The organism is Acinetobacter sp. YH12145 (genome assembly GCF_013418335.1).
GTDB lineage: Bacteria > Pseudomonadota > Gammaproteobacteria > Pseudomonadales > Moraxellaceae > Acinetobacter > Acinetobacter amyesii.
The window spans coordinates 17,548-41,588 of sequence record NZ_VPCE01000009.1; the positions used below are offsets into that span (position 1 = coordinate 17,548).

At 39.6% G+C, this 24,041-nt stretch carries 23 protein-coding genes, 2 tRNA genes and 1 pseudogene; 11 read left to right on the plus strand and 15 right to left on the minus strand.

From position 1 onward, the window contains the following. Positions 1–159: 159 nt before the first annotated feature. Together FTU80_RS11265 and FTU80_RS11270 are read left to right on the plus strand one after the other, a co-directional pair. Entirely contained in the window at positions 160–897 is a 738-nt protein-coding gene (locus FTU80_RS11265; protein WP_180055799.1) for a sulfite exporter TauE/SafE family protein, read from the plus strand. A 190-nt stretch (positions 898–1,087) separates the two neighbouring features. Continuing rightward, entirely contained in the window at positions 1,088–1,417 is a 330-nt protein-coding gene (locus FTU80_RS11270; protein WP_180024138.1) for a hypothetical protein, read from the plus strand. An 81-nt stretch (positions 1,418–1,498) separates the two neighbouring features. Here the strand turns inward: FTU80_RS11270 and FTU80_RS11275 are convergent, their stop codons facing one another. Then, a complete protein-coding gene (locus FTU80_RS11275) occupies positions 1,499–2,077 on the minus strand; it encodes a 1-acyl-sn-glycerol-3-phosphate acyltransferase (RefSeq protein WP_171262613.1) in 579 nt (192 codons plus the stop codon). Positions 2,078–2,357: 280 nt separating this feature from the next. On the opposite strand from FTU80_RS11275, the gene FTU80_RS11280 reads away from it, so the two are divergent. Next, positions 2,358–2,840: a copper resistance protein NlpE gene (locus FTU80_RS11280; protein ID WP_078192964.1), complete on the plus strand. Its 483-nt coding sequence runs from the start codon at positions 2,358–2,360 to the stop codon at positions 2,838–2,840. Positions 2,841–2,919: 79 nt separating this feature from the next. On the opposite strand, the gene groL is transcribed toward FTU80_RS11280, so the two are convergent. The 4 genes from groL to FTU80_RS11300 all read right to left on the minus strand — a co-directional run bounded on the left by groL (position 2,920) and on the right by FTU80_RS11300 (position 6,806). Beyond that, positions 2,920–4,554: a chaperonin GroEL gene (groL, locus tag FTU80_RS11285; RefSeq protein WP_180085116.1), complete on the minus strand. Its 1,635-nt coding sequence runs from the start codon at positions 4,552–4,554 to the stop codon at positions 2,920–2,922. Between the two features lie 73 nt (positions 4,555–4,627). Beyond that, positions 4,628–4,918 (minus strand): co-chaperone GroES, encoded by a 291-nt coding sequence (gene groES / locus FTU80_RS11290; protein ID WP_078192966.1) that lies wholly within the window; start codon positions 4,916–4,918, stop codon positions 4,628–4,630. A gap of 183 nt (positions 4,919–5,101) precedes the next feature. Further along, entirely contained in the window at positions 5,102–5,887 is a 786-nt protein-coding gene (locus FTU80_RS11295; RefSeq protein WP_180085118.1) for a metallophosphoesterase, read from the minus strand. Continuing rightward, positions 5,868–6,806, minus strand: coding sequence for a diacylglycerol kinase family protein (locus FTU80_RS11300; protein ID WP_180024133.1), 939 nt, complete (start codon positions 6,804–6,806; stop codon positions 5,868–5,870). The genes FTU80_RS11295 and FTU80_RS11300 overlap by 20 nt, the downstream gene beginning before the upstream one ends. A gap of 413 nt (positions 6,807–7,219) precedes the next feature. Between FTU80_RS11300 and FTU80_RS11305 the strand changes: the two genes are divergently transcribed. Beyond that, a complete protein-coding gene (locus tag FTU80_RS11305) occupies positions 7,220–9,052 on the plus strand; it encodes a phosphoenolpyruvate carboxykinase (GTP) (RefSeq protein WP_180007483.1) in 1,833 nt (610 codons plus the stop codon). Between the two features lie 80 nt (positions 9,053–9,132). Here FTU80_RS11305 and glpD read toward each other — a convergent pair whose 3' ends face one another. Then, the gene (glpD, locus tag FTU80_RS11310; RefSeq protein WP_180085120.1) at positions 9,133–10,650 is read right to left on the minus strand and encodes a glycerol-3-phosphate dehydrogenase; all 1,518 of its coding nucleotides are present in this window, start codon (positions 10,648–10,650) and stop codon (positions 9,133–9,135) included. A 355-nt stretch (positions 10,651–11,005) separates the two neighbouring features. On the opposite strand from glpD, the pseudogene FTU80_RS11315 reads away from it, so the two are divergent. The 3 genes and pseudogenes from FTU80_RS11315 to FTU80_RS11325 all read left to right on the plus strand — a co-directional run. Then, a pseudogene (locus FTU80_RS11315) lies at positions 11,006–11,182 on the plus strand (alpha-ketoglutarate permease); the annotation flags it as partial. Positions 11,183–11,469: 287 nt separating this feature from the next. Next, the gene (locus tag FTU80_RS11320) at positions 11,470–12,789 is read left to right on the plus strand and encodes an MFS transporter (RefSeq protein WP_078190125.1); all 1,320 of its coding nucleotides are present in this window, start codon (positions 11,470–11,472) and stop codon (positions 12,787–12,789) included. 198 nt (positions 12,790–12,987) lie between these two features. After that, a complete protein-coding gene (locus FTU80_RS11325) occupies positions 12,988–13,416 on the plus strand; it encodes a hypothetical protein (RefSeq protein ID WP_078193296.1) in 429 nt (142 codons plus the stop codon). A 62-nt stretch (positions 13,417–13,478) separates the two neighbouring features. Here FTU80_RS11325 and FTU80_RS11330 read toward each other — a convergent pair whose 3' ends face one another. Further along, a complete protein-coding gene (locus tag FTU80_RS11330; RefSeq protein WP_180085122.1) occupies positions 13,479–14,147 on the minus strand; it encodes a methyltransferase in 669 nt (222 codons plus the stop codon). 263 nt (positions 14,148–14,410) lie between these two features. After that, positions 14,411–15,259 (minus strand): bifunctional methylenetetrahydrofolate dehydrogenase/methenyltetrahydrofolate cyclohydrolase FolD, encoded by an 849-nt coding sequence (gene folD, locus FTU80_RS11335; protein WP_078192972.1) that lies wholly within the window; start codon positions 15,257–15,259, stop codon positions 14,411–14,413. Between the two features lie 152 nt (positions 15,260–15,411). Here folD and FTU80_RS11340 point away from each other — a divergent pair. Together FTU80_RS11340 and FTU80_RS11345 are read left to right on the plus strand one after the other, a co-directional pair. Further along, a tRNA-Cys gene (locus FTU80_RS11340) sits at positions 15,412–15,485 on the plus strand. A gap of 10 nt (positions 15,486–15,495) precedes the next feature. Continuing rightward, positions 15,496–15,581, plus strand: a tRNA-Leu gene (locus FTU80_RS11345). A gap of 155 nt (positions 15,582–15,736) precedes the next feature. Here FTU80_RS11345 and FTU80_RS11350 read toward each other — a convergent pair. Further along, positions 15,737–16,729 (minus strand): NAD(P)H-quinone oxidoreductase, encoded by a 993-nt coding sequence (locus FTU80_RS11350; protein ID WP_180085124.1) that lies wholly within the window; start codon positions 16,727–16,729, stop codon positions 15,737–15,739. 131 nt (positions 16,730–16,860) lie between these two features. Between FTU80_RS11350 and FTU80_RS11355 the strand changes: the two genes are divergently transcribed. Beyond that, positions 16,861–17,211: a co-chaperone YbbN gene (locus FTU80_RS11355; RefSeq protein WP_180085126.1), complete on the plus strand. Its 351-nt coding sequence runs from the start codon at positions 16,861–16,863 to the stop codon at positions 17,209–17,211. Between the two features lie 13 nt (positions 17,212–17,224). Here the strand turns inward: FTU80_RS11355 and FTU80_RS11360 are convergent, their stop codons facing one another. The 6 genes from FTU80_RS11360 to cysD all read right to left on the minus strand — a co-directional run bounded on the left by FTU80_RS11360 (position 17,225) and on the right by cysD (position 22,885). Further along, positions 17,225–17,485 (minus strand): DUF2798 domain-containing protein, encoded by a 261-nt coding sequence (locus tag FTU80_RS11360; protein ID WP_111885646.1) that lies wholly within the window; start codon positions 17,483–17,485, stop codon positions 17,225–17,227. A 13-nt stretch (positions 17,486–17,498) separates the two neighbouring features. Then, on the minus strand, positions 17,499–17,816 hold the full coding sequence (locus tag FTU80_RS11365; RefSeq protein ID WP_180011006.1) for a DUF3861 domain-containing protein: 318 nt from the start codon (positions 17,814–17,816) through the stop codon (positions 17,499–17,501). After that, positions 17,816–18,334: a PadR family transcriptional regulator gene (locus FTU80_RS11370; protein ID WP_180085127.1), complete on the minus strand. Its 519-nt coding sequence runs from the start codon at positions 18,332–18,334 to the stop codon at positions 17,816–17,818. Before FTU80_RS11370 ends, FTU80_RS11365 begins: the two co-directional genes overlap by 1 nt. A 67-nt stretch (positions 18,335–18,401) precedes the next feature. Beyond that, positions 18,402–20,090, minus strand: coding sequence for a hypothetical protein (locus FTU80_RS11375; RefSeq protein WP_180085128.1), 1,689 nt, complete (start codon positions 20,088–20,090; stop codon positions 18,402–18,404). A 99-nt stretch (positions 20,091–20,189) separates the two neighbouring features. Beyond that, entirely contained in the window at positions 20,190–21,803 is a 1,614-nt protein-coding gene (cysN, locus tag FTU80_RS11380) for a sulfate adenylyltransferase subunit CysN (RefSeq protein WP_180085129.1), read from the minus strand. Positions 21,804–21,970: 167 nt separating this feature from the next. Beyond that, positions 21,971–22,885, minus strand: coding sequence for a sulfate adenylyltransferase subunit CysD (cysD, locus tag FTU80_RS11385; protein ID WP_078189893.1), 915 nt, complete (start codon positions 22,883–22,885; stop codon positions 21,971–21,973). A 321-nt stretch (positions 22,886–23,206) separates the two neighbouring features. On the opposite strand from cysD, the gene FTU80_RS11390 reads away from it, so the two are divergent. Next, positions 23,207–23,749: a hypothetical protein gene (locus FTU80_RS11390; protein ID WP_180085130.1), complete on the plus strand. Its 543-nt coding sequence runs from the start codon at positions 23,207–23,209 to the stop codon at positions 23,747–23,749. The last annotated feature ends 292 nt before the right edge of the window (positions 23,750–24,041 follow it).

Sequence of the window (24,041 nt, forward strand, 5' to 3'; positions counted from 1 at the left end):
TTTCACTTATCGAAATGAATTCAATCTGAAGTCTGTGTACATCTGCTGTATTTAAACATTCATGGTTTGAGGTCCAATTTTTCCACATTTGCTCAGACAGCCACATTTATAACGAAAAATTAACTACAATATCGCCACGTATTTCAAAGCTGTAATTTAATGACTTGGCTGATTTTTATTCTTGGTGCCATCTTTGCGGGATTCGTACAAGGATTAACAGGGTTTGCATTCGCCCTTATCGCAATGTCATTTTGGGTTTGGATACTCCCCCCTCAAATAGCCGCACCCTTGGTGGTCTGCGCTTCAGTTTATAGCCACTTCATTTCATTATCATCAGAACGTAAAAGCATTCCGATCAATAAAAAAATCATTTATCCCTATTTAATTGCAGGAATTTTAGGTGTACCGCTCGGTACCTATTTATTAGACAGCATTAATCCAGATACATTTAAATTGGTTTTGGGCGCTTTTTTAATGTTTTGGTGCCCAATTTTATTTTTTAATCCGAAATTTTCATTCATCCAAAAATCAGGGAAATGGGCGGATTCTAGTATTGGATATATTGCTGGAATCTTGGGTGGTCTTGGAGGCTTTTGTGGTGCATTACCCTCTGCATGGCTCATGCTGAAAAATACACCCAAAGCAGAACAACGCTATATTTTGCGACATTTCAATTTAGCCATTCAGCTCGTCACACTCATTAGCTATCTGTTACAAGGGATCATCCATCGTGAACATCTACCCTATTTAGCCGTGCTTTTGGTGATTATGGCTTTTCCAGTGATTTTTGGTGCCAAACTTTTTTATCGCATTTCAGAACGCCAATTTAAACATATTGTATTAGGGCTATTATTTTCTTCAGGCTGCTTCTTGGTGACGATGAGTATCTTAACCTGATGACTCCAAACCTAAAGATATTTGTCCAAATTGTTCTAACAAAAAGCCTTTTCAGTTAGACATTCACATCTTGTAACAATGACACAGTTCACATTTAAATAAAAATTAGCCAAATAGTAAAAAAGTGATTAATTTTTTTGTCGAAAATTAATAGAATATTGCACCTCATAATTTTGCTTAAAATAAAACCATGAAAAAGTTCATCCTGCTTGCAGGTGTGACTCTGCTTAGCGGCTGTATGTTTGGCACGTCCAGCGAAATTAAAAAAGCTGAAAAACTACTCTCCCATTTTCAATGCAATAATATTGAAAGTTCACATATGACTCATAGCTCGATTACAACTTTCCATGAAGAAAAACTAGCATCAAGCAAACAAAAAGTCGTGTCTTATATCGATAGCTATAAGCAAGGCGAAAAGTTATTTCGTATTCCGCTCATCGATGTGGTTGACCAGCAATACATTATTTATAAGGCGGCATGTCAAAATCTGGGCGGTATTCATCCCGACTTTAATGATTAAAATCAATATAAAAATCTAAACAGAAGAATCTAAACATAAAAAAGGACAGCCGATGCTGTCCTTTTTTATTGGTTTGTTGGATTAGTGATAGCGTGTATCGACACTGAATTTTTCAGGAAATTTGGCATGAATTTGCGCGTAAAAATCCATGATTTCAGCCATATCTTTTTCATAATCGCCTGTAGGATAAACAATTTTACCCACACCCGTTTTTTTCTGCGCATAGTCCATATAAGCTAAAGCAATCGGTACACCTGCTTGCATAGCAACATGATAAAAACCGGTTTTCCACTTCTCTTGTTTAGCGCGTGTCCCTTCAGGCGTTACCAACATGACTAATTTCGGATGATGCTTAAATAAGTCAGCCATCAGCTCAACCATACTTTGACGTGCTTCACCATCTTGTTTTGGACGACGATTAATACCAATTCCGCCCATAGCACGTACAAAAGGCCCAAACGGGAATTTCATATAACTGTCTTTAATCGTGATACGAACATTTACCCCTAAAGCTTTCAGGGCAAGGCGTGCATAAAGTGCATCCCAATTACTGGTATGTGGCGCTGCAATCATGACACATTGGTCAATATTTAAATCCCAATGGTTATCAATTTGCCACCCCATTAAGTTCAGACTTTTTTCCGCTGTTTTTTCAAACACAATTTGCACCGACAGTTTTTTCTATGCCGCAGAGTTTAACAACGCAAAATAATTATAAAAGCCTATATTGTTCAGTTATTCACCAATTAATATATAAATGTCCTTTAGCGTTCATTTTTAGGTAAGTCACCAATATTTCACTATTTACGAATTTTTAAAAATCAAATGTCTGTTTTGATGTATTAACCAAACACAAATTGTTAACAAGAATAGGCTATTTTTCTTGAGCAATAAAAGCCACGCTTAGCATTATATTGGGTACGTACGGTGTATAAATCTCATGAAAAAACTAATCCTCGCTCTCTGTATGGTCAGTGCAACCTTAACGGCATGTTCAAAAACCAGCAATGAATCTGAAACTGCGACACCACCAGATAATAATGTCATTGCCAATACAGACGCAGCCTCAGAAAGTCCGATTGCCACAGGTGATAACACCGAAAATGCACTTGATTGGGCAGGTGAGTATAAAGGGATTCTACCTTGCCATGATTGCAAAGGGATTGAAACTGAACTTGAACTCAAACTTGATAAGAGCTATGAACTCAGCCAAGAGTTTTTAGGTAAACCTGCGAACACTGAAAATAAAGTGAAAGGCAGTTTTAAGTTCTTGCCAGATCAACCTGGAATGATTCAACTTGATGCCGAGGGCGACAATCGAATTTACTTTGTAGGTGAAAACTTTATTGAGCTTCGTGGTGATAAAGGTGAAAAACTAGAAATGCCTGAAGTAAATCTTAAACTCACCAAAAAGCTTGATTAGTGTTTTATTTTAACTAGGATTGTTATAAAAAAATCCCCGCAAGTAGCGGGGATTTTTTAGATCGGATGATCAGTATGAATTACATCATACCGCCCATACCACCCATACCGCCCATATCAGGCATAGCAGGTTTGTCTTCTGGGATTTCAGTAATCATACATTCAGTTGTAAGCATTAAGCCCGCAACAGATGCAGCATGCTCAAGCGCAGAACGTGTTACTTTAGCTGGGTCAAGAATACCCATTTCTAACATATCGCCATACTCTGAAGTCGCAGCGTTATAACCGAAGTTACCTTCACCGTTTTTCACAGCATTGATTACAACTGATGGCTCATCACCAGAGTTTGCAACGATTTGACGAAGCGGTGCTTCAATTGCACGACGTAAAATGTTGATACCAACATTTTGGTCATCATTAGCACCAGACACACCTTCAAGTGCTTTTGCAGCACGTACAAGTGCAACACCACCACCTGCTACAACACCTTCTTCAACTGCAGCACGAGTTGCATGAAGTGCATCGTCAACGCGATCTTTCTTCTCTTTCATTTCAACTTCAGTTGCAGCGCCGATTTTGATTACAGCAACACCGCCTGCCAATTTAGCAACGCGTTCTTGAAGTTTTTCTTTGTCGTATTCTGAAGTTGATTCTTCAATTTGAGCACGAATTTGAGTTACACGTTCAGCAATTTGCTCTGCAACACCTGCACCATCAACAATTACTGTATTTTCTTTAGAAACAGTAACTTTATGCGCTGTACCTAAGTGCTCAAGTGTAGTTTGGTCTAAAGACATACCAATCTCTTCAGAAACTACAGTCGCGCCAGTTAAAATCGCGATGTCTTGAAGCATCGCTTTACGACGATCACCAAAACCAGGTGCTTTAACAGCACAAACTTTGATAATGCCACGCATGTTGTTTACAACAAGAGTTGCAAGTGCTTCACCTTCAACATCTTCAGCAATGATAAGAAGCGGTTTACCTGTTTTAGCAACAGCTTCAAGTACAGCAATTAATTCGCGGATGTTGCTGATTTTTTTATCAACAAGAAGAATGTATGGGTTTTCAAGTTCAGCTGTTAGTGTATCTTGCTTGTTTGCAAAGTACGGGCTGATGTAACCACGGTCAAACTGCATACCCTCTACAACATCTAGAGAATCTTCAAAGCCTGAACCCTCTTCAACTGTAATTACACCCTCTTTACCAACTTTTTCCATTGCTTGAGAAATAAGTTTACCAACAGTGGTGTCAGAGTTCGCAGAAATAGAACCTACTTGTTCAATCGCTTTAGAGTCAGATGCAGGTTTTGCAGTCGCTTTAATTTCAGCAACTACAGCTTTAACCGCGATGTCGATACCGCGTTTAAGATCCATTGGGTTCATACCCGCAGTTACTGATTTAATCCCTTCATTAAGGATTGCTTGTGCAAGAACAGTTGCAGTTGTTGTACCGTCACCCGCAATATCGTTGGTTTTTGAAGACACTTCACGAACTAGCTGAGCGCCCATGTTTTCAAACTTGTCTTTTAACGTGATTTCTTTAGCAACAGAAACACCATCTTTAGTGATGTGCGGCGCACCGAAAGAACGGTCGATGACAACGTTACGGCCTTTAGGACCTAAAGTCACTTTTACAGCATCTGCAAGTACATTTACACCCGCGATCATTTTTGAACGCGCTGAATCACCAAATTTTACGTCTTTAGCTGACATGTCTAACTCCGAATCTTTTTAAAATTTTTAACAATTTATGATGAATAAAAGGGTCTAAATGCGTGTACGAAACTTAAGCTTCAAGTACCGCTAAGATGTCAGACTCTTTCATAATAAGAAGCTCTTCGCCTGCTACTTTTACTTTTGTACCGGCATAAGTGCCAAACAATACGTTGTCACCAACTTTAACGTCTAATGCACGTACGCCATTGTCAGTTACTTTGCCATTACCTACAGCGATTACTTCGCCTTGAGCAGGTTGTTCAGCTGCTGAAGTACTTAAAATAAGACCACCAGCAGTTTTAGTTTCCTTTTCAACACGGCGAATCACAACGTTGTCATGCAAAGGACGAATATTGCTCATAGTTAACTCCAGACTAAGTCTATTTACTAGATAAAAGACGATGACATTTTGATTTCCGTAAGCCATCGACAAAAAATAATTTAGATGACACTTTTGTGGGGATGGAAAAAAACCCTTCAAGGGCAAAATTTAATTTTTTTCATTTTTTTGTATTTTTTTTCTTCAAAATTTAAATTTAAAGGATTAAAGCTCATCCAAAATATGAGTACTAAGATTTTCTTCGAATATTTTTAACTTTGAATGATAAAAATAATGCTGCACATTCATCTGCTCATCAATGACATTAAAACTGTTGGCAAGGTTATCGTGTAGGCGATATGACGTTGCAGTTCCAGCATGAATATCCCAAACTGGATGCGCAGCACCTAAAGCATAAATCTGATTGAGGTCATAGCTGGCTGGAACATGTAAATGTCCATGCAATAAACCATTTAAACCGTGTTGACTCCACTGTTCGAGTGCCAAACGCCCTTGAACAGGACAATCTTTCACACCATGCGGGTCATTGGGCGGCGTATAAAAAGGTTGATGCGCTATGATTAATTTCACTTTATTGGGCGGCGCATGTTTAAGTAATTCCTCGACATGATGTATTTGCTCGAGCGATACATGCCCTCGCGTATGGTAACGACGGCGAATACTATTGATCCCAATTAAATAAAAATGCTCGGTTTCCAGTACATTTTCCATGGCACCAAAAAAAAGTTGATAACGTGCAAAAGGGCTAAAAACACGGTTCCATAAATGATATAGCGGAATATCATGATTCCCCGGCACAACGATATATGGCAAATTTAAGCTTTCTAAAAATTGCTTACATGCATAAAACTGGCGATAGCGCGCACGTTGGGTCAAGTCTCCACTGGCAACCACGGCCTCGATACGCTGTTCATGACAAAATTGCTGAATAGCACGTATACACTCTGGCTTTTCAGTGCCAAAATGCAAATCAGACAGATGCAGTATCATGTGGCACCCGTATCTTTAAGGCTTGTTTTTGCACTCGAATTTTAAGCGGCGGTTTCATTTCTACAATCTCACCATCCACAGCAACGGTCATTTTTTTTCGTTGGGTATGTATCGTGACTTCATCAGCGGCAAAACTATACACATCTGGCGCATTGTCGATATTGCCACGGATCAATTGCCATAAAATTTTAAATAACGTTTTCTTATCACTTTTTGCGACCACCACACCTGCAACTTTACCTGCCTCTGCATCCTTAGCAATTTGCAAGTTTAAATCGGCCAATTGCAATTGATTATTGCCAAAAAAGATCAAGGGCGTTTTGACTGGATAAATATGATGATCCACTTCTATTTCCAATTTCAGCTCTTTACGATCTCGAATCAGCACATCCAAACCTGAGGTATAAGCATGCAATGGGAAACGCCCAAACTTTTGATTATAAAATTCTCTTTTTTGTATAAATAAAGGATACAAGCCCAAACTGGCATTGTTTAAATAGATATGTTCATTGATTTGCGCCACGTGCACCTGTCGATTATTGCCTGTCGCAATCACCTGTGCCGCTTGAATTAAATCGAGAGGAATATTGAGTACCCGCGCCACATAATTAAATGTGCCCAAAGGTAAGACCCCCATAGGAATATCGGTATGCATCAACTGATGAGCAACAGCATTTAAGGTTCCATCACCACCTGCAGCAACCACAACACCCAAATTATCAGGGTCTTGATGGCGTGCAAATACCTTGCTCATTAAAGTATCAAAACTCGCTTCCTGCCCAAGCTCAAATGACTGTATTTCGAAATTATGATCGGATAATATCCGCACAAGCTCCTCGTAGACTTCATCTTTATTTGCAGCATGAAATCCTGATTTTTTATTATAGATAATAGATAAAGGCTTGGCTTGTTTAATCACTTTTTATACATCTTGGCCGCTTAGTATTGTATTTTGTCGAATTTAACAGCAAATAATAGCGCCTTTATGTAAAAATCGAATTACCACCATTTATTTAATCAATAATAATTCTCAAATATCAATTACATGCAACTTTTTGTTTTTATTAAAAATAACTATATAAAATATTGTCCATCACGTTAATAAATAAAGTTAAAATTCACCATATAATATTTTAAGTTATTGTATTTTATCTATATTTAATATAAATAGCATTAACTACCAAAAAAAATCTACCACTTCTTTAGTCTTATTTTTTTTATGATTTTATGCTTTAATACAGCCACTTTTTTTTCATCTTTTATCTGCATGATGTATCCCATGATGCAGATTATACTTTGTACGGTTAGTACATTTTTGAGATAGGCCTCACCATGACCCAAGTGAACGCACCAGAATTCGTTCGTCACCCTAAGCTCATTGCTTGGGTGGAAGAAATTGCCAAATTAACCAAACCAGCAAAAATCGAATGGTGTGACGGTAGCGCAGAAGAATATCAACGTTATATCGACTTGATGATCGCTAACGGCACTATGCAAGAACTTAACCAAGAAAAACATCCTGGTTCTTACCTTGCTAATTCTGATCCTTCTGACGTTGCTCGTGTTGAAGGTCGTACTTACATCTGTTCTGAAAAACAAGAAGATGCAGGCGCAACAAACAACTGGGAAGCTCCAGCTGAAATGCGTGCTCGTCTGAATGGTTTATTTGACGGTTCAATGAAAGGCCGTACTTTGTACGTAGTTCCTTTCTCTATGGGTCCTTTAGGTTCTCATATTGCTCACATCGGTATCGAACTTACTGATTCTCCTTACGTTGCTGTAAGCATGTCTAAAATGGCTCGTATGGGTAAAGCTGTTTATGACGTACTTGGTACTGACGGTGACTTCATTCCTTGCGTACACACTGTTGGTGCTCCGCTTGAAGAAGGTCAAAAAGACGTTGCTTGGCCTTGCAACCCTGAAAAATACATCGTTCATTATCCAGAAACTCGTGAAATCTGGTCTTACGGTTCTGGTTACGGCGGTAACGCATTGTTGGGTAAAAAATGCCTAGCTTTACGTATTGCATCTTCTATGGGTCGTCAACAAGGCTGGTTAGCTGAACATATGCTCATCCTTGGCGTGACTAACCCACAAGGCGAAAAACACTACATCGCAGCTGCATTCCCTTCTGCTTGTGGTAAAACAAACTTCGCAATGTTGATTCCACCAGCGGGTTACGAAGGTTGGAAAATTGAAACTGTAGGTGACGATATTGCTTGGATCAAACCAGGTGAAGATGGTCGTTTATATGCAATCAACCCTGAAGCTGGTTTCTTCGGTGTAGCACCTGGTACAAATACCAAGACTAACCCGAACTGTATGGCGACTCTTCATAAAGACGTAATCTATACCAACGTTGCTGTAACTGACGAAGGTGAAGTATGGTGGGAAGGTCTGACTAAAGAAGCGCCTGCTAACTTGACTAACTGGAAAGGTCAACCACACACCGGCGAAGAAAAAGCAGCTCATCCAAATGCTCGTTTCACTGTTTCAGCTGGTCAATGTCCTTCTATTGATGCTGACTGGGAAAATCCAGCAGGTGTTCCAATTTCTGCGTTCATCTTCGGTGGTCGTCGTGCAGACACAGTGCCTCTAATTTCAGAAGCATTTGACTGGGTTGACGGTGTTTACAAAGCTGCAACTATGGGCTCTGAAACAACTGCTGCTGCTGTTGGTCAACAAGGTATCGTTCGTCGTGACCCATTCGCAATGCTTCCATTTGCGGGTTACAACATGGCTGACTACTTCTCTCACTGGTTAGAACTTGGTGAAGAAGTTGCTGCTAAAGCTAAAGCTGCTGGCAATAAACTTCCTGGTATCTACAACGTGAACTGGTTCCGTCGTGATGCTGAAGGTAACTTTGTATGGCCTGGTTTCGGTCAAAACATGCGTGTTCTTGAGTGGATCATTGACCGTTGTGAAGGTCGTGCAGACGCTGTTGAAACACCTATCGGCCTTGTTCCAACATACGAACAATTGAACTGGACTGGTTCAGACTTCACTAAAGAGCAATTCGAGCTTGTAACTTCTCAAGATAAAGATCAATGGATCAAAGAACTTGAAAGCCACACTGAATTGTTCAACAAACTTGGTGATCGCTTACCAAAAGCACTTAAAGTACGTCAAGACGAACTTTTAGAAGCTGTAAAAAAATCTGCTTAATCGGCCTTTAATTTCCCTCCATTAAAAGAGGGATTAAGAAAGATTTAAAAGACCGCCTTGCGCGGTCTTTTTTATATCAACTAAGCCACATCTTGAGCTTTTTGCTTTATACGTATTGCCATTAAGTACTCGTCCAAAACATCAACTTCAGATGCACTGAATTGCAAATATAAGTTTGTGCGTCTTTGCAAAATATCTTCAGAGCTTCTCGCCCACTCATGCTCAACCAAATAATCTACTTCTTGAGCATACAAGCCATGCCCGAAGTTTTGCCCAAGCTCATCAATCGAAGTTAAATGATTCAGCAAAATCCAGACACGGGTTCCATAAGCATACGCCCAACGACTTGCTAGACTGCTTGAAACACCTTTAACATTTTGTTGGATTTCAACTATCAACTGCTCGATTGATTCTAAATTTTCCGCACCAGGCAATGCTGTATCAGCAGTCCAAGGCTTGGATCGATGATGAAAAACAGTTTTAAGCTGATCTAGCGCCGCTTCTGCGAGTTTTCGATAGGTGGTGAGCTTGCCACCAAAAATTGATAGCAATGCTGCACCTTCTACATCTGTCAGTGCCAAAGTATAATCTCGCGTGACTGCTGCTGGATTATCTGATTCATCATCACACAGCGGACGCACACCTGAATAGGTTGAAATTATGTCCGTTTGCGTCAATTGAGTTTTAAAGTGATCATTTGACACATCAAGCAAGTAATCGATTTCTTCTTGGCTTATCTTTACTCGATTTGGGTCTGCATGATATTCACGATCTGTCGTGCCGATCAAGGTATATTGTTCTAAATATGGGATCGCAAAAACAATGCGATGATCATCATTTTGCATAATAAAAGCTTTATCACCATCAAAGAGCTTTGGAACAATGATATGGCTACCTTGTATCAGCCGTATACCATAAGGTGACTCTTGCTTTAACCCCTGTTTTATAAAGTCAGCAACCCAAGGACCTGCCGCATTCACCAATACTTTAGCCTGCACATTTTGCAAACCCTTGGTATTTTTCAAACACACTTGCCAAATTCCAGCTTTACTATATGCATTTAAACATTCTGTTCTAGTCAGAATCTGTGCACCAAATTCGCGTGCTTGTATCGCATTGAGTACAACCAAGCGTGCATCATCCACAGCGCAGTCGGAATATTCAAATCCTCGAGTAAATCTGGGTGCTAAAGGACTAACTTTCACATCAAATTCAATACCATTGGAGCCAGCAAGCTGTTCTCGCTTACCCAAATAGTCATAAAAGAATAATCCAGTCCGAATTAGCCAAGCCGGACGTAAATGCGGTTCATGTGGCATGATAAAACGCATCGGTCGAATAATATGGGGGGCTTTTTTAAGGAGAACTTCGCGTTCTGCCAGTGCTTCACGTACCAAACGAAATTCTTTATGCTCTAAATAGCGAAGACCACCATGAATTAATTTGCTACTTGCAGATGAAGTGTGGCTCGCGAGATCGTCTTTTTCACAGAGCAAAACACTTAAACCCCGCCCCGCTGCATCACAGGCAATACCAACACCATTTATTCCACCACCAATGACCACCATGTCATATATTGATTGTTGTTGTGTATTCATCGCTCCCTCCCGCTATGTCTTTTTATTCAACAATGCTTCGTTTTCTTTGCTTTATTATTTTTCTCATTGATCATGCTTTTTTGATCAAGTACCTATTTTGATCAAGATATCTGTACGCTGAGTTTTTTATATCCTTCAATAAATGAGAAGTTATATTTTAAATGTACGTTTAAAAGCTTGCTGGCTCAAGCATGAAATCAATCATTTTAAAGTCAGAACCTATATTCAAAGCAAACATAATTACAAGCAGTTGATTTGTATTTTTTTTCAACCTAATCTTTTTTAAAATTTTATTTCAAGCTTTTATATATTGCATGTTCAGCTGCAGAAGCCTTCAGTTTTGATGTACCCCGTTTATGCACTTGCAAATACCATCTTTGGTGGTACGGCAGAATTCTTCGCGTTAAGTTTTAAAGAAGCTGGTCACGAGTCTTGGTTCTTCATCTATGTGACCATCATGATTTTTATTTCGTTATTGGTCTACGTCTTTATGAAAGACACCAAACACCATTCCAAAATTCAGGAGCATTGATCTGGGTCATTTGATGACGACTTATTGATCAAGCTGATCAAAAACAGCATGTTTTTCCAATCAAAGCCTCAATCTATGAGGCTTTGTTGTTTTCATTTAGTCGTGAAAAATGTATCTGTTTAAAAAAATCGCATTTTATAGACTAAAGTCGCATGATTTTCTGCGACAACAGGAGTATAAATTAAATAAATATAGTTTCATCTCCCATTTCGACAAAATATATTGATTTAAACTTTTCCCAAAGAGTTTAAATGGATATGTTTTGCATTCATTCCTTGGAGAATGATGTGTCAAACTCATCTGAGCCAGTTGTTCCTGAACAATTGGATAGAAAAACTCGTGTCAAATCTATCCTCGGCGGATCTGCCGGCAACCTCGTTGAATGGTACGACTGGTATGTCTACGCTGCCTTTACCCTTTACTTTGCACCGCAATTTTTCCCTGATGGTGACAATACTGTAAAACTCTTACAAGCGGCTGCAGTCTTTGCACTCGGTTTCTTAATGCGTCCAATCGGCGCATGGGTCATGGGTATTTATGCTGACCGTAAAGGTCGTAAAGCAGGTTTAACGCTGTCTGTATCGTTGATGTGTGTCGGCTCACTGATGATCGCATGTGCACCAACCTACGATTCTGTAGGGATGCTCGCACCCGCTATTCTACTTTTAGCGCGTTTACTCCAAGGCTTAAGTGTTGGTGGTGAATATGGTTCTAGTGCCACCTATTTGACTGAAATGGCAGGTAAAAACCATCGTGGTTTCTTCTCAAGTTTCCAATATGTCACACTGATTTCAGGTCAGCTATTGGCACTTTGCGTTTTAATTATCTTACAACGCAATTTCTCAGAACAAGCTTTAACTGAATGGGGCTGGCGTGTTCCGTTCTTCATCGGTGCATTACTCGCTATTGTGGTGTTCTGGATTCGTCGCGGTTTAGTTGAAACTCAATCCTCTAAAGAAGCTCAAGAACAAGCTAAAAATGGTGGTCCAAAATCAGGTGCTTTAGCGTTATTTACCAAATACCCTAAACAAGCCTTCACTGTGATAATGTTGACTGCCGGTGGTACTTTAGCGTTCAACACTTTTACCACATATTTACAAAAATATTTGGTCAACACGTCTGGCTTTGAAAAAACCACAGCAACTGAAATTACCACTGCTGCAATTTTCATCTTCATGCTTTTACAACCTGCTGTCGGTGCGCTTTCAGACAAAATTGGTCGTAAGCCAATTATGATCGCCTTTGGTGTGCTTGGTGTGCTGTTTACCATTCCTATTTTCAATGGTATCGGTTCAACTACCAGCCCAACCACAGCATTTATGCTTTGCATGAGCGGTATGGTGATTGTCACTGGTTATACTGCGATTAATGCCGTAGTAAAAGCAGAGTTGTTCCCTGCACACATCCGTGCCTTAGGTGTTGCATTGCCTTATGCCATCGCGAACACACTCTTTGGTGGTACCGCAGAACTTGTAGCTTTGAGCTTCAAAAATGCAGGCCATGAAAACTACTTCTTCTACTACATTACATTCATGATTGGTTTATCTTTAATTACCTATGTCTTCATGAAAGATACGAAAAAACATAGCATGATCACTGACGATTAAGTCGCTCAGCCCTGCTATTCCACTTAAGCTCATCAAAGCCTATTTTGATGAGCTTTTTTTATATCAATTTCCATCTATTTATCGTTCTAGCTACATCAAAGATTTAATCAAACTTCTATGGCTTTCTTGGTTTTCGCCATCGAGTCGACAGACGGTCTATGGCATACTGAGCGTACAAATACACACGGCGAATGAATGATGAAAAATATTTACAAAGTTTTAAGTTTGGGTATTGTTGCAATGTCGATGGCTGCTTGCCAAAGTACTCCACGTGCTTTTAATGGTCAAACGGGCTTTCAAATAGAGTCCAAATCTGCAGATAGCGCAACACTTGCATATACTTTAGCGGGTCGCCAAAACCAACAACTGGATGCCAATAAATTACAACGTGCTTGCCAAAAAGTATTAAATACGCAAAAGACCTATAAATTGCAAATCTTAAGCGTGAACGAAATTGCAAATCCTGCTTTGGAAAATACCCAGTACGGCCGTCAAATTGGTAATACACGTGCGAACTTTGGACTGTCAAACACCCCAGACCTACGTAACTCTGAAAACTTAGGTGCACGTGATGCACTCGATGCTCGCCCTGCAACATTACGTGTGGTTCGCTATACCTGCTCTTAATAAAATATGTTGTTCAAAAGACAAAAAAGACGCGTTGAGCGTCTTTTTTATGGGTTCAATATTTATAGTGTTTTATAAAAACTCACATTACGAAACTCAGGTGATTCATCTAAATCAGGCCATGTCGTCGCGCTTCGCTCATCGAGTTTTTCATATTTAGGATGACTAAAGTTTTTCACACGACTGTCTGCCACCCACACTTCTGGAGCAAACTTTAAAAATTCATCCAAAAAGAAACGATTGCATTGATCATATAGCACATCGGCAGCCAATAAAATATCGACTTGTTCAACTTTATACAGATCGTCCAAATATTCGAGTTCAACATTATTCAACTCTGCATTGGCACGGCAGGCATCTAGACTCACTTGATCGATGTCACAGCAGATCACGCGTTTTGCACCTGCCATTTTCGCGGCAATCGCAACCACACCCGAACCTGCGCCAAAATCTAATACCAATTTGTCTTTGACATGATGCGGCTCTGCCAACAACCACTGCGCCATCGCAAGACCAGATGCCCAGCAAAATATCCAATACGGTGTGTCGTTCCAAATCCTTCGAATGACTTCATCATCCAATTTATCGGTTGGAAATACCGGTGGAATCAACCATAGAGAAATAGGCGTTTCAGGCAACTGTTGTGCATGTAGTTCACAATGCGGAATGACTTCATGCAGCGCTTTCAGTAAATGTTCAGGGGCTTTGGGGAATTGGAAAGTACAGCTCATATTAAGCCTTGGAGATGATTTTATTTGAATTTATAAACGTATTAGATATGCGACATCGTCATCTGCTGCTGTGCGAGACAGACCTTAATCGAATGAACACTGTTTCTGCGATACCATTAATCAAAAGACTGATTCTGTCGAGTTCAGCAGATGACAAATGGTTTTGGTTACTTTTGCCGAAACAAAAGTAACATACGAGCTTCTTACATTTTAGTCACAACGGTAAGACTCCGTTGTGACTTTAATATCTTTTTATTAAAAGATTAACCCAACGCTTTTTCAGCAGCTTCAACAGTTTGACGAATCAACGTTGTAATGGTCATAGGACCTACACCACCCGGAACAGGTGTATAAGCAGAAGCAACTTCTTCAATACCCACCAATTGGATATCACCTACACCGCCGCCATCACGTGGATGAAAGCCAGCATCAACAACCACTGCACCTGGTTTGATCCAATCTTTTTGAATCAATTCAGCTTTACCTACCGCACCCACAATAATGTCAGCTTGCTTAACAAAGTCAGCTAAGTTTTGAGTACGTGAGTGGCAAGTGGTCACTGTTGCATTCGCTTCAAGTAGCATCGCAGACATTGGTTTACCTAAAATTGCAGAACGACCCACAACAACCGCATGTTTACCTGCGATTTCAATGTTGTTTTCTTTTAGAATGGTCATGATACCTGCTGGTGTTGCAGAACCATATGCCGCTTCACCCATCGCCATACGACCAAAACCTAAGCAAGTTACGCCATCTACGTCTTTTTCAAGAGAGATCGCATCGAAACAAGCACGCTCATCAATTTGAGCAGGTACAGGGTGTTGTAACAAAATACCGTGAACATCAGGGTTTGCATTCAATTTTTCAATTTCAGCAAGCAATTGCTCAGTTGTAGTTTCTTTAGGAAGCTCAACTTTTAATGAATCCATACCAACTCGGCGGCAAGCATTCCCTTTCATACGTACATAAGTTGCAGATGCACCATCGTCACCTACCAAAATAGTCGCAAGAATTGGGGTACGACCAGTTTTCTCTTTTAGCGCTTCTACGCGAGTCAACAAGTCAGCTTCAATTTTCTTCGCCAATGCACGACCATCTAAAACTAATGCCACGGCACTTCTCCAAGTGATGATATGAATCAATTTTGCACATAATACATGATTATTTTAAATTTTTTACCTTGTATGCTGCTTTTATGCTCATACAGATGAATCTGCTATTGTTTTTTTTTCAGAGCTTGCTAATATACGCATCAACAAGACATGGCGGGGTGGCAGAGTGGTCATGCAGCGGACTGCAACTCCGTGTACGCCGGTTCGATTCCGACCTCCGCCTCCAATCTTGTTAAGCCCGAGTGGTGAAATCGGTAGACACAGGGGATTTAAAATCCCCCGCCCACAAAGCGTGCCAGTTCGAGTCTGGCCTCGGGCACCATTCTTCTTCTACTGAAGATGGTGTAATAAAGAACCCAGCGATAAGCTGGTTTTTTTATGCCTAAAATTTAGTAAGACAATAAAAAAAGAGGGACATTGCCCTCTTTAATTATTTTAAAACACCCTGCAAATACATCGCGTTTTAAAAATAATCCTTTAAATCACTTCAACCACAATCTTGCCCACATGCTCGCCTGTATCCATGGCTGCATGTGCTTCTTGAATTTGGTCAAACTTAAATGTTTTGTAGATCATTGGCAGGCATTCACCTTTAGACCATAACGGAACAACATTTTCCTGAATGCCTTTGGCAATCTCTGCTTTTTCTGCAGTATTACGCGCACGCATGGTTGAGCCTGTAATGGTCAAACGCTTCATCATGATTTGACCCAGTTTTACCTCTTTGGCTTTTGCACCACCTAAGAAGGCGATATAGACCAAACGACCATCACGACGTAATAGATTGAGGTTCTGCGCCAAATACGGTGCGCCAACGATATCTAAAATAACATCTACACCTTGCTCATTGGTCGCTTCATTAATCACTTGCTCAAAGTCTTGAGTCTTGTAGTTAATCGCATGCGTGATATCAGAGATCGCTGCCACTTTTTCATCTGAACCGACCGTCGCAAAGGTTTTCATACCTAAAGCATTACACAACATAATCGCTGTAGTACCAATACCGCTAGTACCGCCATGAATAAGTACCGTTTCACCTGCTTTGGCTTTACCCATTTGGAATACATTTGCCCAAACTGTAAAAAACGTTTCAGGAATGGCCGCTGCTTGGGTAAAGCTGACGCCTTCAGGAATACGAATGGTTTGGCTTTCAGGCACTACGCAATATTCTGCATAACCGCCACCATTGGTCAGACCGCAGACTTTATCACCCACTTTAAACAAAGTGACATCTGCACCCACAGCAACTACTTCACCCGCCACTTCCAGACCCGGTACTGGTGTTACCCCTTTCGGCATTGGGTACAAGCCTTGGCGCTGTAAAATGTCTGGACGGTTAATACCAAAGGCATGCACTTTAACCAACACTTCATCCGCTTTCACATCTGGGATGGCAACGCTTTCATACGCCAGTTTATCGACACCGCCCGGTTCAGTAATAATGACCTGCTGCATGCTTTGCTGTGACATTGTTTTTCCTTTTCAATTATTGACTATTCATCTATCTCTGCACTATTTGAACATAGAAATGCCGCAGAATGAATAAACATGGACTTATGTATAATCTGTACTGTATTTCGTAAATGAATAATAGGCCAAGCATGTCTCAGATCGTTGAATACAATGAAGATAACGCCAGCGACTATGAATGGTTCGATGGTTTTGCCGTGATTCGTTTCTATGCAGACTGGTGCGCGCCCTGTGTGCAGAACTTCCCTGTATTTGAGCAGTGCGCAAGTCAAATGTCCGCACAGCATGCACAGCTCAAATTTGGCAAGGTAAATATTGATTCCTCACCGATACTAACCTTGCGCTATAACGTTTATGGACTACCTTCAACCTTAGTATTTTATCGCGGGCAAGTGATTCAACGTATTGCAGGTGTCAAATCACTGACTGAATTAACAGCCATCATTCAAGATGCGATGCAGTCACATTCAACTCATGACTAAGCATATTTTCCTTTTATTTGGATGCAGACTCATTCGGCAGGCGTACAAACTTCATTAACGTATTACGCACCAATGGCAACACGATCAAAATGAGCGGGAACGCCACCATCCATGACATACCCCAAGCGCGCAGCCAAATACCAAGAAAGCCTTCAACTAAGCCTTTATTCATCAGCATATTAAAGCAGGAAATTGAACCGCTCATAATGCCGGACAGAATTAGGGGCATCAGCCAAGTCATGTGTTTGGGATGAAATTTTGGGAGTTGATTCATCTGTAAATACCTATTATTCGTCTTGGGCTGCGTTCTGGGCTTTTACGGTTTGTTTTAGTGTTTTCATAAATTGCCCGAAATGCGGCATGAAATCTTTAAATAAAGGATGGTCTTTATTTTCCAACAAGGTTTCACCAAACAGTTTCAGACCCACAGCAAAGGCTTTGGTCTTTTCATCATCTAATAACTGCGCTTTAGTCAAATGCTCTAGCACCTTAAACATGTCATCATGGTTGTAAGCATTAAACTGCAACGCTTCGGTATAGGTCGATGGATTGCCCTGTGCATCTGCAATGTGTTTGAGCGTAATTTCATATTGATGCTGTTTCACTAAGACACCTCCATACGGCTGATTTCGACTGCCGCCTGATCGATTTTTTCTGCAATGGCATACACCTGCTCGGGTGTCAGTTCACAGTGCTGAATTTTGATGCGTAGTGATGCTTTTAGGTTTTCCATCGCGCGTTTGATATCGACGTACTGTTCGTTGTTATGAATCTGCTTGCGGGTATCAAAACGGCAGAGGATTTTCTCTACTGTGGCTTTTTCGGCATCCAGATGCGCTAAACCTGACTGCGTAACGCTGTATTGCTTACGGTCTTCCGCATTTAGTTCTGCATGTATGTATTGCTGTTCTTCTAGGTAATTCAGCGTTGGGTAAATTGTCCCTGTGCTTGGGCTGTAGCCACCGCCGACGATTGCTCCGACATCTTTGATAATGTCATAGCTGAACTTAGGCGCTTGGGAGATCAGATGCAGCACCAATAGTTTCATGTGCCCTGCTTCAAACAGGCGTTTTCGGGTTTTGACTGGACTATCACTACTGTCGAGAAGGTCTGAATTTGACATAGCAAAGATACACCTTAAGATTATTTAAGATATATCTTAACAAAAAAATTCTATCTAACAATCATTTTTATATATTATTATGATTAAAATTTTCAAATTCCCGTAGATCAATACTATATACCGATTTAAAGGTTTCATTGGCCCATTCAAAAATATCTTTTTCTATATAATTTTCTGATAACCAATTATAATTTAATTTAAAATCTCCATCTATCAAAATCCATTGTCTTGTTAAATCATAAAGCGCCGTTCCGCCGTAAAAATCATTAAAAGTTTTTTGAACATTTTCTTGTTTACGATCATTTCTTAAACGAGGATATACACCTTTTTTATAAGGGTGATCACCAAAAAGTGAAAGGTGCTTAAGCCACAGCTCTTTAAATTCTTGATTTGAGCCTTGACTAATTAAAAACTTTGATGGCCAGCAGAAAAACTCAGGCCTTAGAGATTTATCTTTACAAAATTCTATAAAATGAGAAAACATAACTCTAATTGGTTGATTTGATAAATCAAACTCAAAAGATTCATATTCCTTCATTAAACTAACAAATTTATCCGATTTATTTTCCCAACTTAATATTTTATCTAATAACAATGAAGGGTGAGTATATCCTGCATGCTCACACAATTCATAACTTAAGTATAAATATTCTTGTTTGGAATAATCATTAAGCCTATCTATCAAATATATTTTTTCACGTAAAGCCACCGTAAGCTTGCAAAATCGTATTCCAACATCTACATCTGTAATAAAATTTTCATATTTTTCAATATTAAATGGAAAACCGACAGACGGATTAATTGCTAAATCACAGATTAATAAAAATAAACCTACTAATGGGTCACTTATTTTTTCTATTACATCAATATTCAAAATTCTTTTGTATTCATTAAATGCACTTAAGTAAACTCCATATAAGTGACCATTATTACACCAATATTCCATTGAATCTAATTCTGGATATAAACTTATTAAAAACTGTAACTGAATAAATTTAGCTTGACCCTCATAAATATCAAGCATACCAATAGGTGGAATAATTATCACACTACCATAATAATAGCCGTCTATTTTTTTATCCGATAATTCATTGAATTTCTTTTGCCAATTTTCAGGGTGCGGTAAAATTTTAAATTCATCATCAATAACTGTGTCTAATAATCTATTCAGTTGACTATATGCCATATGATAGGAATGTCCAATAGACTCAAAAAAATTATCTCCATTTACATAATGAGCAAATCGTTTTGGTTCTAAAGCAAGCAACTGATAATATTCTATGTCTAAGGTATTATTTACTACAGTATTAGCTTTAGCCAATTTTTTTTGAGCTAACGCCCCTTCTTTTTTTAAAATTGAAGATGACCATGACTTTAATGATTTTTTTGCTCCAAAGTCTCTATATATTTCTTTTAAATCTTCAAAGTTAATGTATGTTATACCCAAATAGCTCAAACTGAATAATAAACCAGATACAGATCCAACATGCTGCCACCAATGAATAGTTTCATGCAGATAGGTTGAATATGCCTGAAAATGCTCATATGTAGGATTATCCATAATATTATTATTTTCATCAATTAATTCATCCATCAAATTATGAACTACAGGACTTAAACTAAGAGAAAATTTCAGTGTTTCATACATTCCATGTGCATTGAGACATGCTTCAAATTTAGAATAAATTTGTTCGGATTTTAATATCTCAAAATCAATCTCTGTTTTATTTGTATTTAATATAATATTTCTAAACATTTTAAGCTCAAAATTCACTAACATTAAATAAATTACTTTACAATAATTTGTTAGTAAAAACCCGCCTTTCGGCGGGTCTTTTTAAATCAATTCAATCTATTATAGACGAACTAACTCAACAATTTTCTCAGCAACTTCTTCAGCAGTCTCCACTGTATAAGTCATATCAGTACCTTCAGTACTATCAGTAATCACAACCACACCAGTTTCACGAACTAGTGCAACTTGCTCTACAGTTAAACCAGCTTTCGCAATCGCAACCACACCTTGCTGAATCAACAAGCTTTCAATCGCTTGCGCATTTTCAAGTGCTTTTGCAGTTACAGTTACCGCAGCAGGTTTTTGACCTAAACGTGCAGCACGCGCTTCAGCAGTAACAGGCTCGTTGTGTGCAGTCCATTCCACTGCAGACTCAACCATACCCGCACCAACGGTCACATTGCTTAAACGGTCAATAAAGATGAATGAACCTGTGTAACGGCTGTCTTTATAACGGTCAAATACCACTGGCGCATCAAACTCAATCGTTACATCTGCAATCGCATTCAGTTCAAGCTGTTCAACTTCCGTTTTTTCCAATGTGTTTACATTGGTACGGTAGTTAATTTTCGCAACTTTCGCAGGAATAGTTTGTGTACCAAACTTCACATTATACAGTTTGCCAACCACTAAAGGCGCATCCGTCATCCATACCACAGAGGCACGTGCAGAACGTGAAATTAGAGGCTGTTCGCCCGCTTTTACCAACACGTTACCGCGTGAAATATCAATTTCATCATTCAGTGTTAAAGTCACCGCTTGACCTGCAACTGCATGATCTAAGTTACCGTCAAAAGTCACGATTTCTTTAACAGTCGAAGACTTACCAGATGGCAATGCAGTAATGGTATCGCCAACTTTCACTTCACCAAGTGCAATCGTACCGCAGAAGCCACGGAAGTCGAGGTTCGGACGGTTAACATACTGAACAGGGAAACGGAATTCGTGCTTGCTCGTATCATGCGAAATTTCAACAGTTTCCAAAGTCTCCATTAAAGTCTGACCTTGGTACCACGGCGTATTTGGCGATTTGTTTACAACGTTATCACCATTCAACGCAGAAATAGGCGTGAAGATAATGTTCGCAGGTTTACGGTCGCCCAATTGGTTTACGAACTCATTGTACTCTGCTTGAATTTCATTGAAGCGCGCTTCAGAGAATTCAACCAAGTCCATTTTGTTCACTGCAACCACGATATTACGAATACCCAAAAGACTCGCAATAAATGAGTGACGACGAGTTTGCGTTTGAACGCCATAACGTGCATCAATCAAGATGATCGCTAAATCTGCAGTCGACGCACCAGTTGCCATGTTACGTGTGTACTGCTCATGCCCCGGGGTGTCAGCAATAATGAACTTACGTTTTTCAGTAGAGAAATAACGGTAAGCCACGTCAATGGTAATACCTTGTTCACGCTCTGCTTGTAGACCATCGACAAGTAAAGCCAAGTCAGGCGCATCACCCGTTGTACCGACTTTTTTAGAGTCACGAGTCACAGCTTGTAATTGATCTTCATAAATCAATTTTGAATCGTAAAGCAAACGGCCGATTAAAGTCGATTTACCGTCATCTACGTTACCGCAAGTCAGGAAACGTAGAAGGTCTTTATTTTCGTGTTGTTTTAAATACGCCAAGATGTCTTGGCTAATTAAATCTGATTGATGAGACATTGCTCAAAGCTCCACATATTCTTTTGAAATCGGTTTCTGAATCTTTTTAATCCCTCTAAATCTCCCTTTAAGAAAGGGAGACTTTGCTCCGTTCTTTCTCGGGAGTTCCCCCTCTTTAGTAAAGAGGGTGAGCAGCACTGCTGCGTAAGGGAGATTTCTTAAGATTCTTAGAAGTAACCTTCCTGCTTTTTCTTTTCCATCGAACCTGCTTCGTCATGGTCGATCATACGACCTTGACGTTCAGATGTGGTGGCTAAAAGCATCTCTTGGATAATTTCCGGTAAAGTTGTTGCAGTTGATTCAACCGCACCTGTAAGTGGGTAACAACCTAAAGTACGGAAACGCACCGATTTCATTTGTGGCACTTCACCTTCGTTCAAACGCATACGCTCATCATCAACCATGATCAGAGTACCGTTACGCTCAACCACTGGACGTTCAGCAGCCAAGTACAAAGGAACCAATTTAATATTTTCAAGGTAGATGTATTGCCAAATATCCAACTCAGTCCAGTTAGACAATGGGAACACACGAATACTTTCGCCTTTGTTCACTTTACCGTTGTAAAGATTCCAAAGTTCAGGACGTTGGTTTTTAGGGTCCCAACGGTGTTTGGTATCACGGAACGAGTAAACACGTTCTTTAGCACGAGATTTCTCTTCGTCACGGCGCGCACCACCGAAAGCCGCATCAAACTGATATTTATCAAGCGCTTGTTTTAAGCCTTGAGTTTTCATAATGTCAGTATATTTTGAGCTACCATAATCGAACGGATTCACGCCTGCGTCTTTACCTTCTTTGTTTTGATGCACGATCAAATCAAAGCCATGCTCTTTTGCCATGTTGTCACGGAAAGTAATCATGTCTTTAAATTTCCAACCCGTGTCTACATGCAGTAGTGGGAATGGAAGTTTGGCAGGATAGAATGCTTTTAAAGCAAGATGCAGCATGACCGCTGAATCTTTACCGATTGAATACAGCATGACTGGGTTTTCGAACTCAGCAGCAACTTCACGGATGATATGAATACTCTCAGCTTCAAGCTGTTTAAGATGAGTAAGTCTTTCCTCATTTAATGACATGGACAACACCAGCTTAGAATATGTGTACTTATTACACTTTTAAAGATATATATACATTATAGTGATTAAGCTTTCATAACGATTGCTTGTTTTGTGATATTGATATTCTTATTCGTCATATACAAATTGTCTGATACTGCTTATCAATTTTAATTAATTTAATACGATAGACTTATCAATTTCATTATTATTCTAGTCCGAGATCCGTAAGTTTACGCAATTTTTTATCAATTAACTAATCGCTAAATCCTCTAAACAATCGGTATTCAAACTCGCTCAAACTACCTAAAGTAGCTATATCGCTCTCCAACAGTTATTGATATGCCATATAGTCACTATACGCTTGAAACCTTAAAGTCGCTGATTGAAGCCGCAGGTCTTGCTGGCTATATTTATCAGCATTCTTCACACATGCTCGTGCTCCAAGAAGCCTTAAATGATGACGGCAGCCCGCTGAATAACTTTATCCAACATGAGCTGAGTGCAGACCAAATTGGCCTTCAGTTCGGTCTACGACTTTTGGACAATAAACTCGAGTTTTTGATTGGGGTGACTCACAGTAACCAAGATCGCGGCTACGAAATTGGCGCTGGCAATTTAAAGGCCGATCAACGCGCATTTAATCTGCTCTATGCTTTTTATAATTTTCCCAAAGCATTTCACTTAATCCATTTCCCGCTCGCAGCCAATAGCACCCAGTTAGAAGAAGAGATCGAAAAGCAATTGTTTCAACTTGAAAGCATGGACTTTTTAGACACTGCGATTAAAACCAATCCGATGGGCGAACAAGTGAAGTGGATGAAAACCTTTATTGTTCAAGCGGCTTTAGATATGAAAGTACGCATTCAAACTTCATTGTTATAAAAACGGTTAAAGCCACCTAAAAATAGCTCTATTGAACACCAGTTCAAATCTCCATATGACATCGAAAGTCACGGCAAAGCCCTCAGCACTGCCGTGACGCTTATAAATTTACATTTCCTAACATTGTTTTCTGTGCCGTTTAACAGGCCATTTCTCTCCCTTGAGCACGACCACTTATATATCTGCAATTAGACTGAAAATTTGATTGATCACAATGACTTAAATCTTAAATGGGTAAAGCAGAAATACTATTAACTTTAGATTTAGATAATCCTGACTTAATTGATCACCT

What these genes read in the sequence shown, in the direction of transcription:
- groL (WP_180085116.1), bottom strand. Translation starts at nt 4,554, where the DNA reads ATGTCAGCTAAAGACGTAAAATTTGGTGATTCAGCGCGTTCAAAAATG.
- FTU80_RS11270 (WP_180024138.1), top strand. Translation starts at nt 1,088, where the DNA reads ATGAAAAAGTTCATCCTGCTTGCAGGTGTGACTCTGCTTAGCGGCTGT.
- FTU80_RS11330 (WP_180085122.1), bottom strand. Translation starts at nt 14,147, where the DNA reads ATGAGCTGTACTTTCCAATTCCCCAAAGCCCCTGAACATTTACTGAAA.
- FTU80_RS11350 (WP_180085124.1), bottom strand. Translation starts at nt 16,729, where the DNA reads ATGTCACAGCAAAGCATGCAGCAGGTCATTATTACTGAACCGGGCGGT.
- FTU80_RS11305 (WP_180007483.1), top strand. Translation starts at nt 7,220, where the DNA reads ATGACCCAAGTGAACGCACCAGAATTCGTTCGTCACCCTAAGCTCATT.
- FTU80_RS11265 (WP_180055799.1), top strand. Translation starts at nt 160, where the DNA reads ATGACTTGGCTGATTTTTATTCTTGGTGCCATCTTTGCGGGATTCGTA.
- FTU80_RS11355 (WP_180085126.1), top strand. Translation starts at nt 16,861, where the DNA reads ATGTCTCAGATCGTTGAATACAATGAAGATAACGCCAGCGACTATGAA.
- FTU80_RS11280 (WP_078192964.1), top strand. Translation starts at nt 2,358, where the DNA reads ATGAAAAAACTAATCCTCGCTCTCTGTATGGTCAGTGCAACCTTAACG.
- groES (WP_078192966.1), bottom strand. Translation starts at nt 4,918, where the DNA reads ATGAGCAATATTCGTCCTTTGCATGACAACGTTGTGATTCGCCGTGTT.
- FTU80_RS11375 (WP_180085128.1), bottom strand. Translation starts at nt 20,090, where the DNA reads ATGTTTAGAAATATTATATTAAATACAAATAAAACAGAGATTGATTTT.
- cysN (WP_180085129.1), bottom strand. Translation starts at nt 21,803, where the DNA reads ATGTCTCATCAATCAGATTTAATTAGCCAAGACATCTTGGCGTATTTA.
- glpD (WP_180085120.1), bottom strand. Translation starts at nt 10,650, where the DNA reads ATGAATACACAACAACAATCAATATATGACATGGTGGTCATTGGTGGT.
- FTU80_RS11295 (WP_180085118.1), bottom strand. Translation starts at nt 5,887, where the DNA reads ATGATACTGCATCTGTCTGATTTGCATTTTGGCACTGAAAAGCCAGAG.
- FTU80_RS11390 (WP_180085130.1), top strand. Translation starts at nt 23,207, where the DNA reads ATGCCATATAGTCACTATACGCTTGAAACCTTAAAGTCGCTGATTGAA.
- cysD (WP_078189893.1), bottom strand. Translation starts at nt 22,885, where the DNA reads ATGTCATTAAATGAGGAAAGACTTACTCATCTTAAACAGCTTGAAGCT.
- FTU80_RS11370 (WP_180085127.1), bottom strand. Translation starts at nt 18,334, where the DNA reads ATGTCAAATTCAGACCTTCTCGACAGTAGTGATAGTCCAGTCAAAACC.
- FTU80_RS11360 (WP_111885646.1), bottom strand. Translation starts at nt 17,485, where the DNA reads ATGAATCAACTCCCAAAATTTCATCCCAAACACATGACTTGGCTGATG.
- FTU80_RS11325 (WP_078193296.1), top strand. Translation starts at nt 12,988, where the DNA reads ATGAAAAATATTTACAAAGTTTTAAGTTTGGGTATTGTTGCAATGTCG.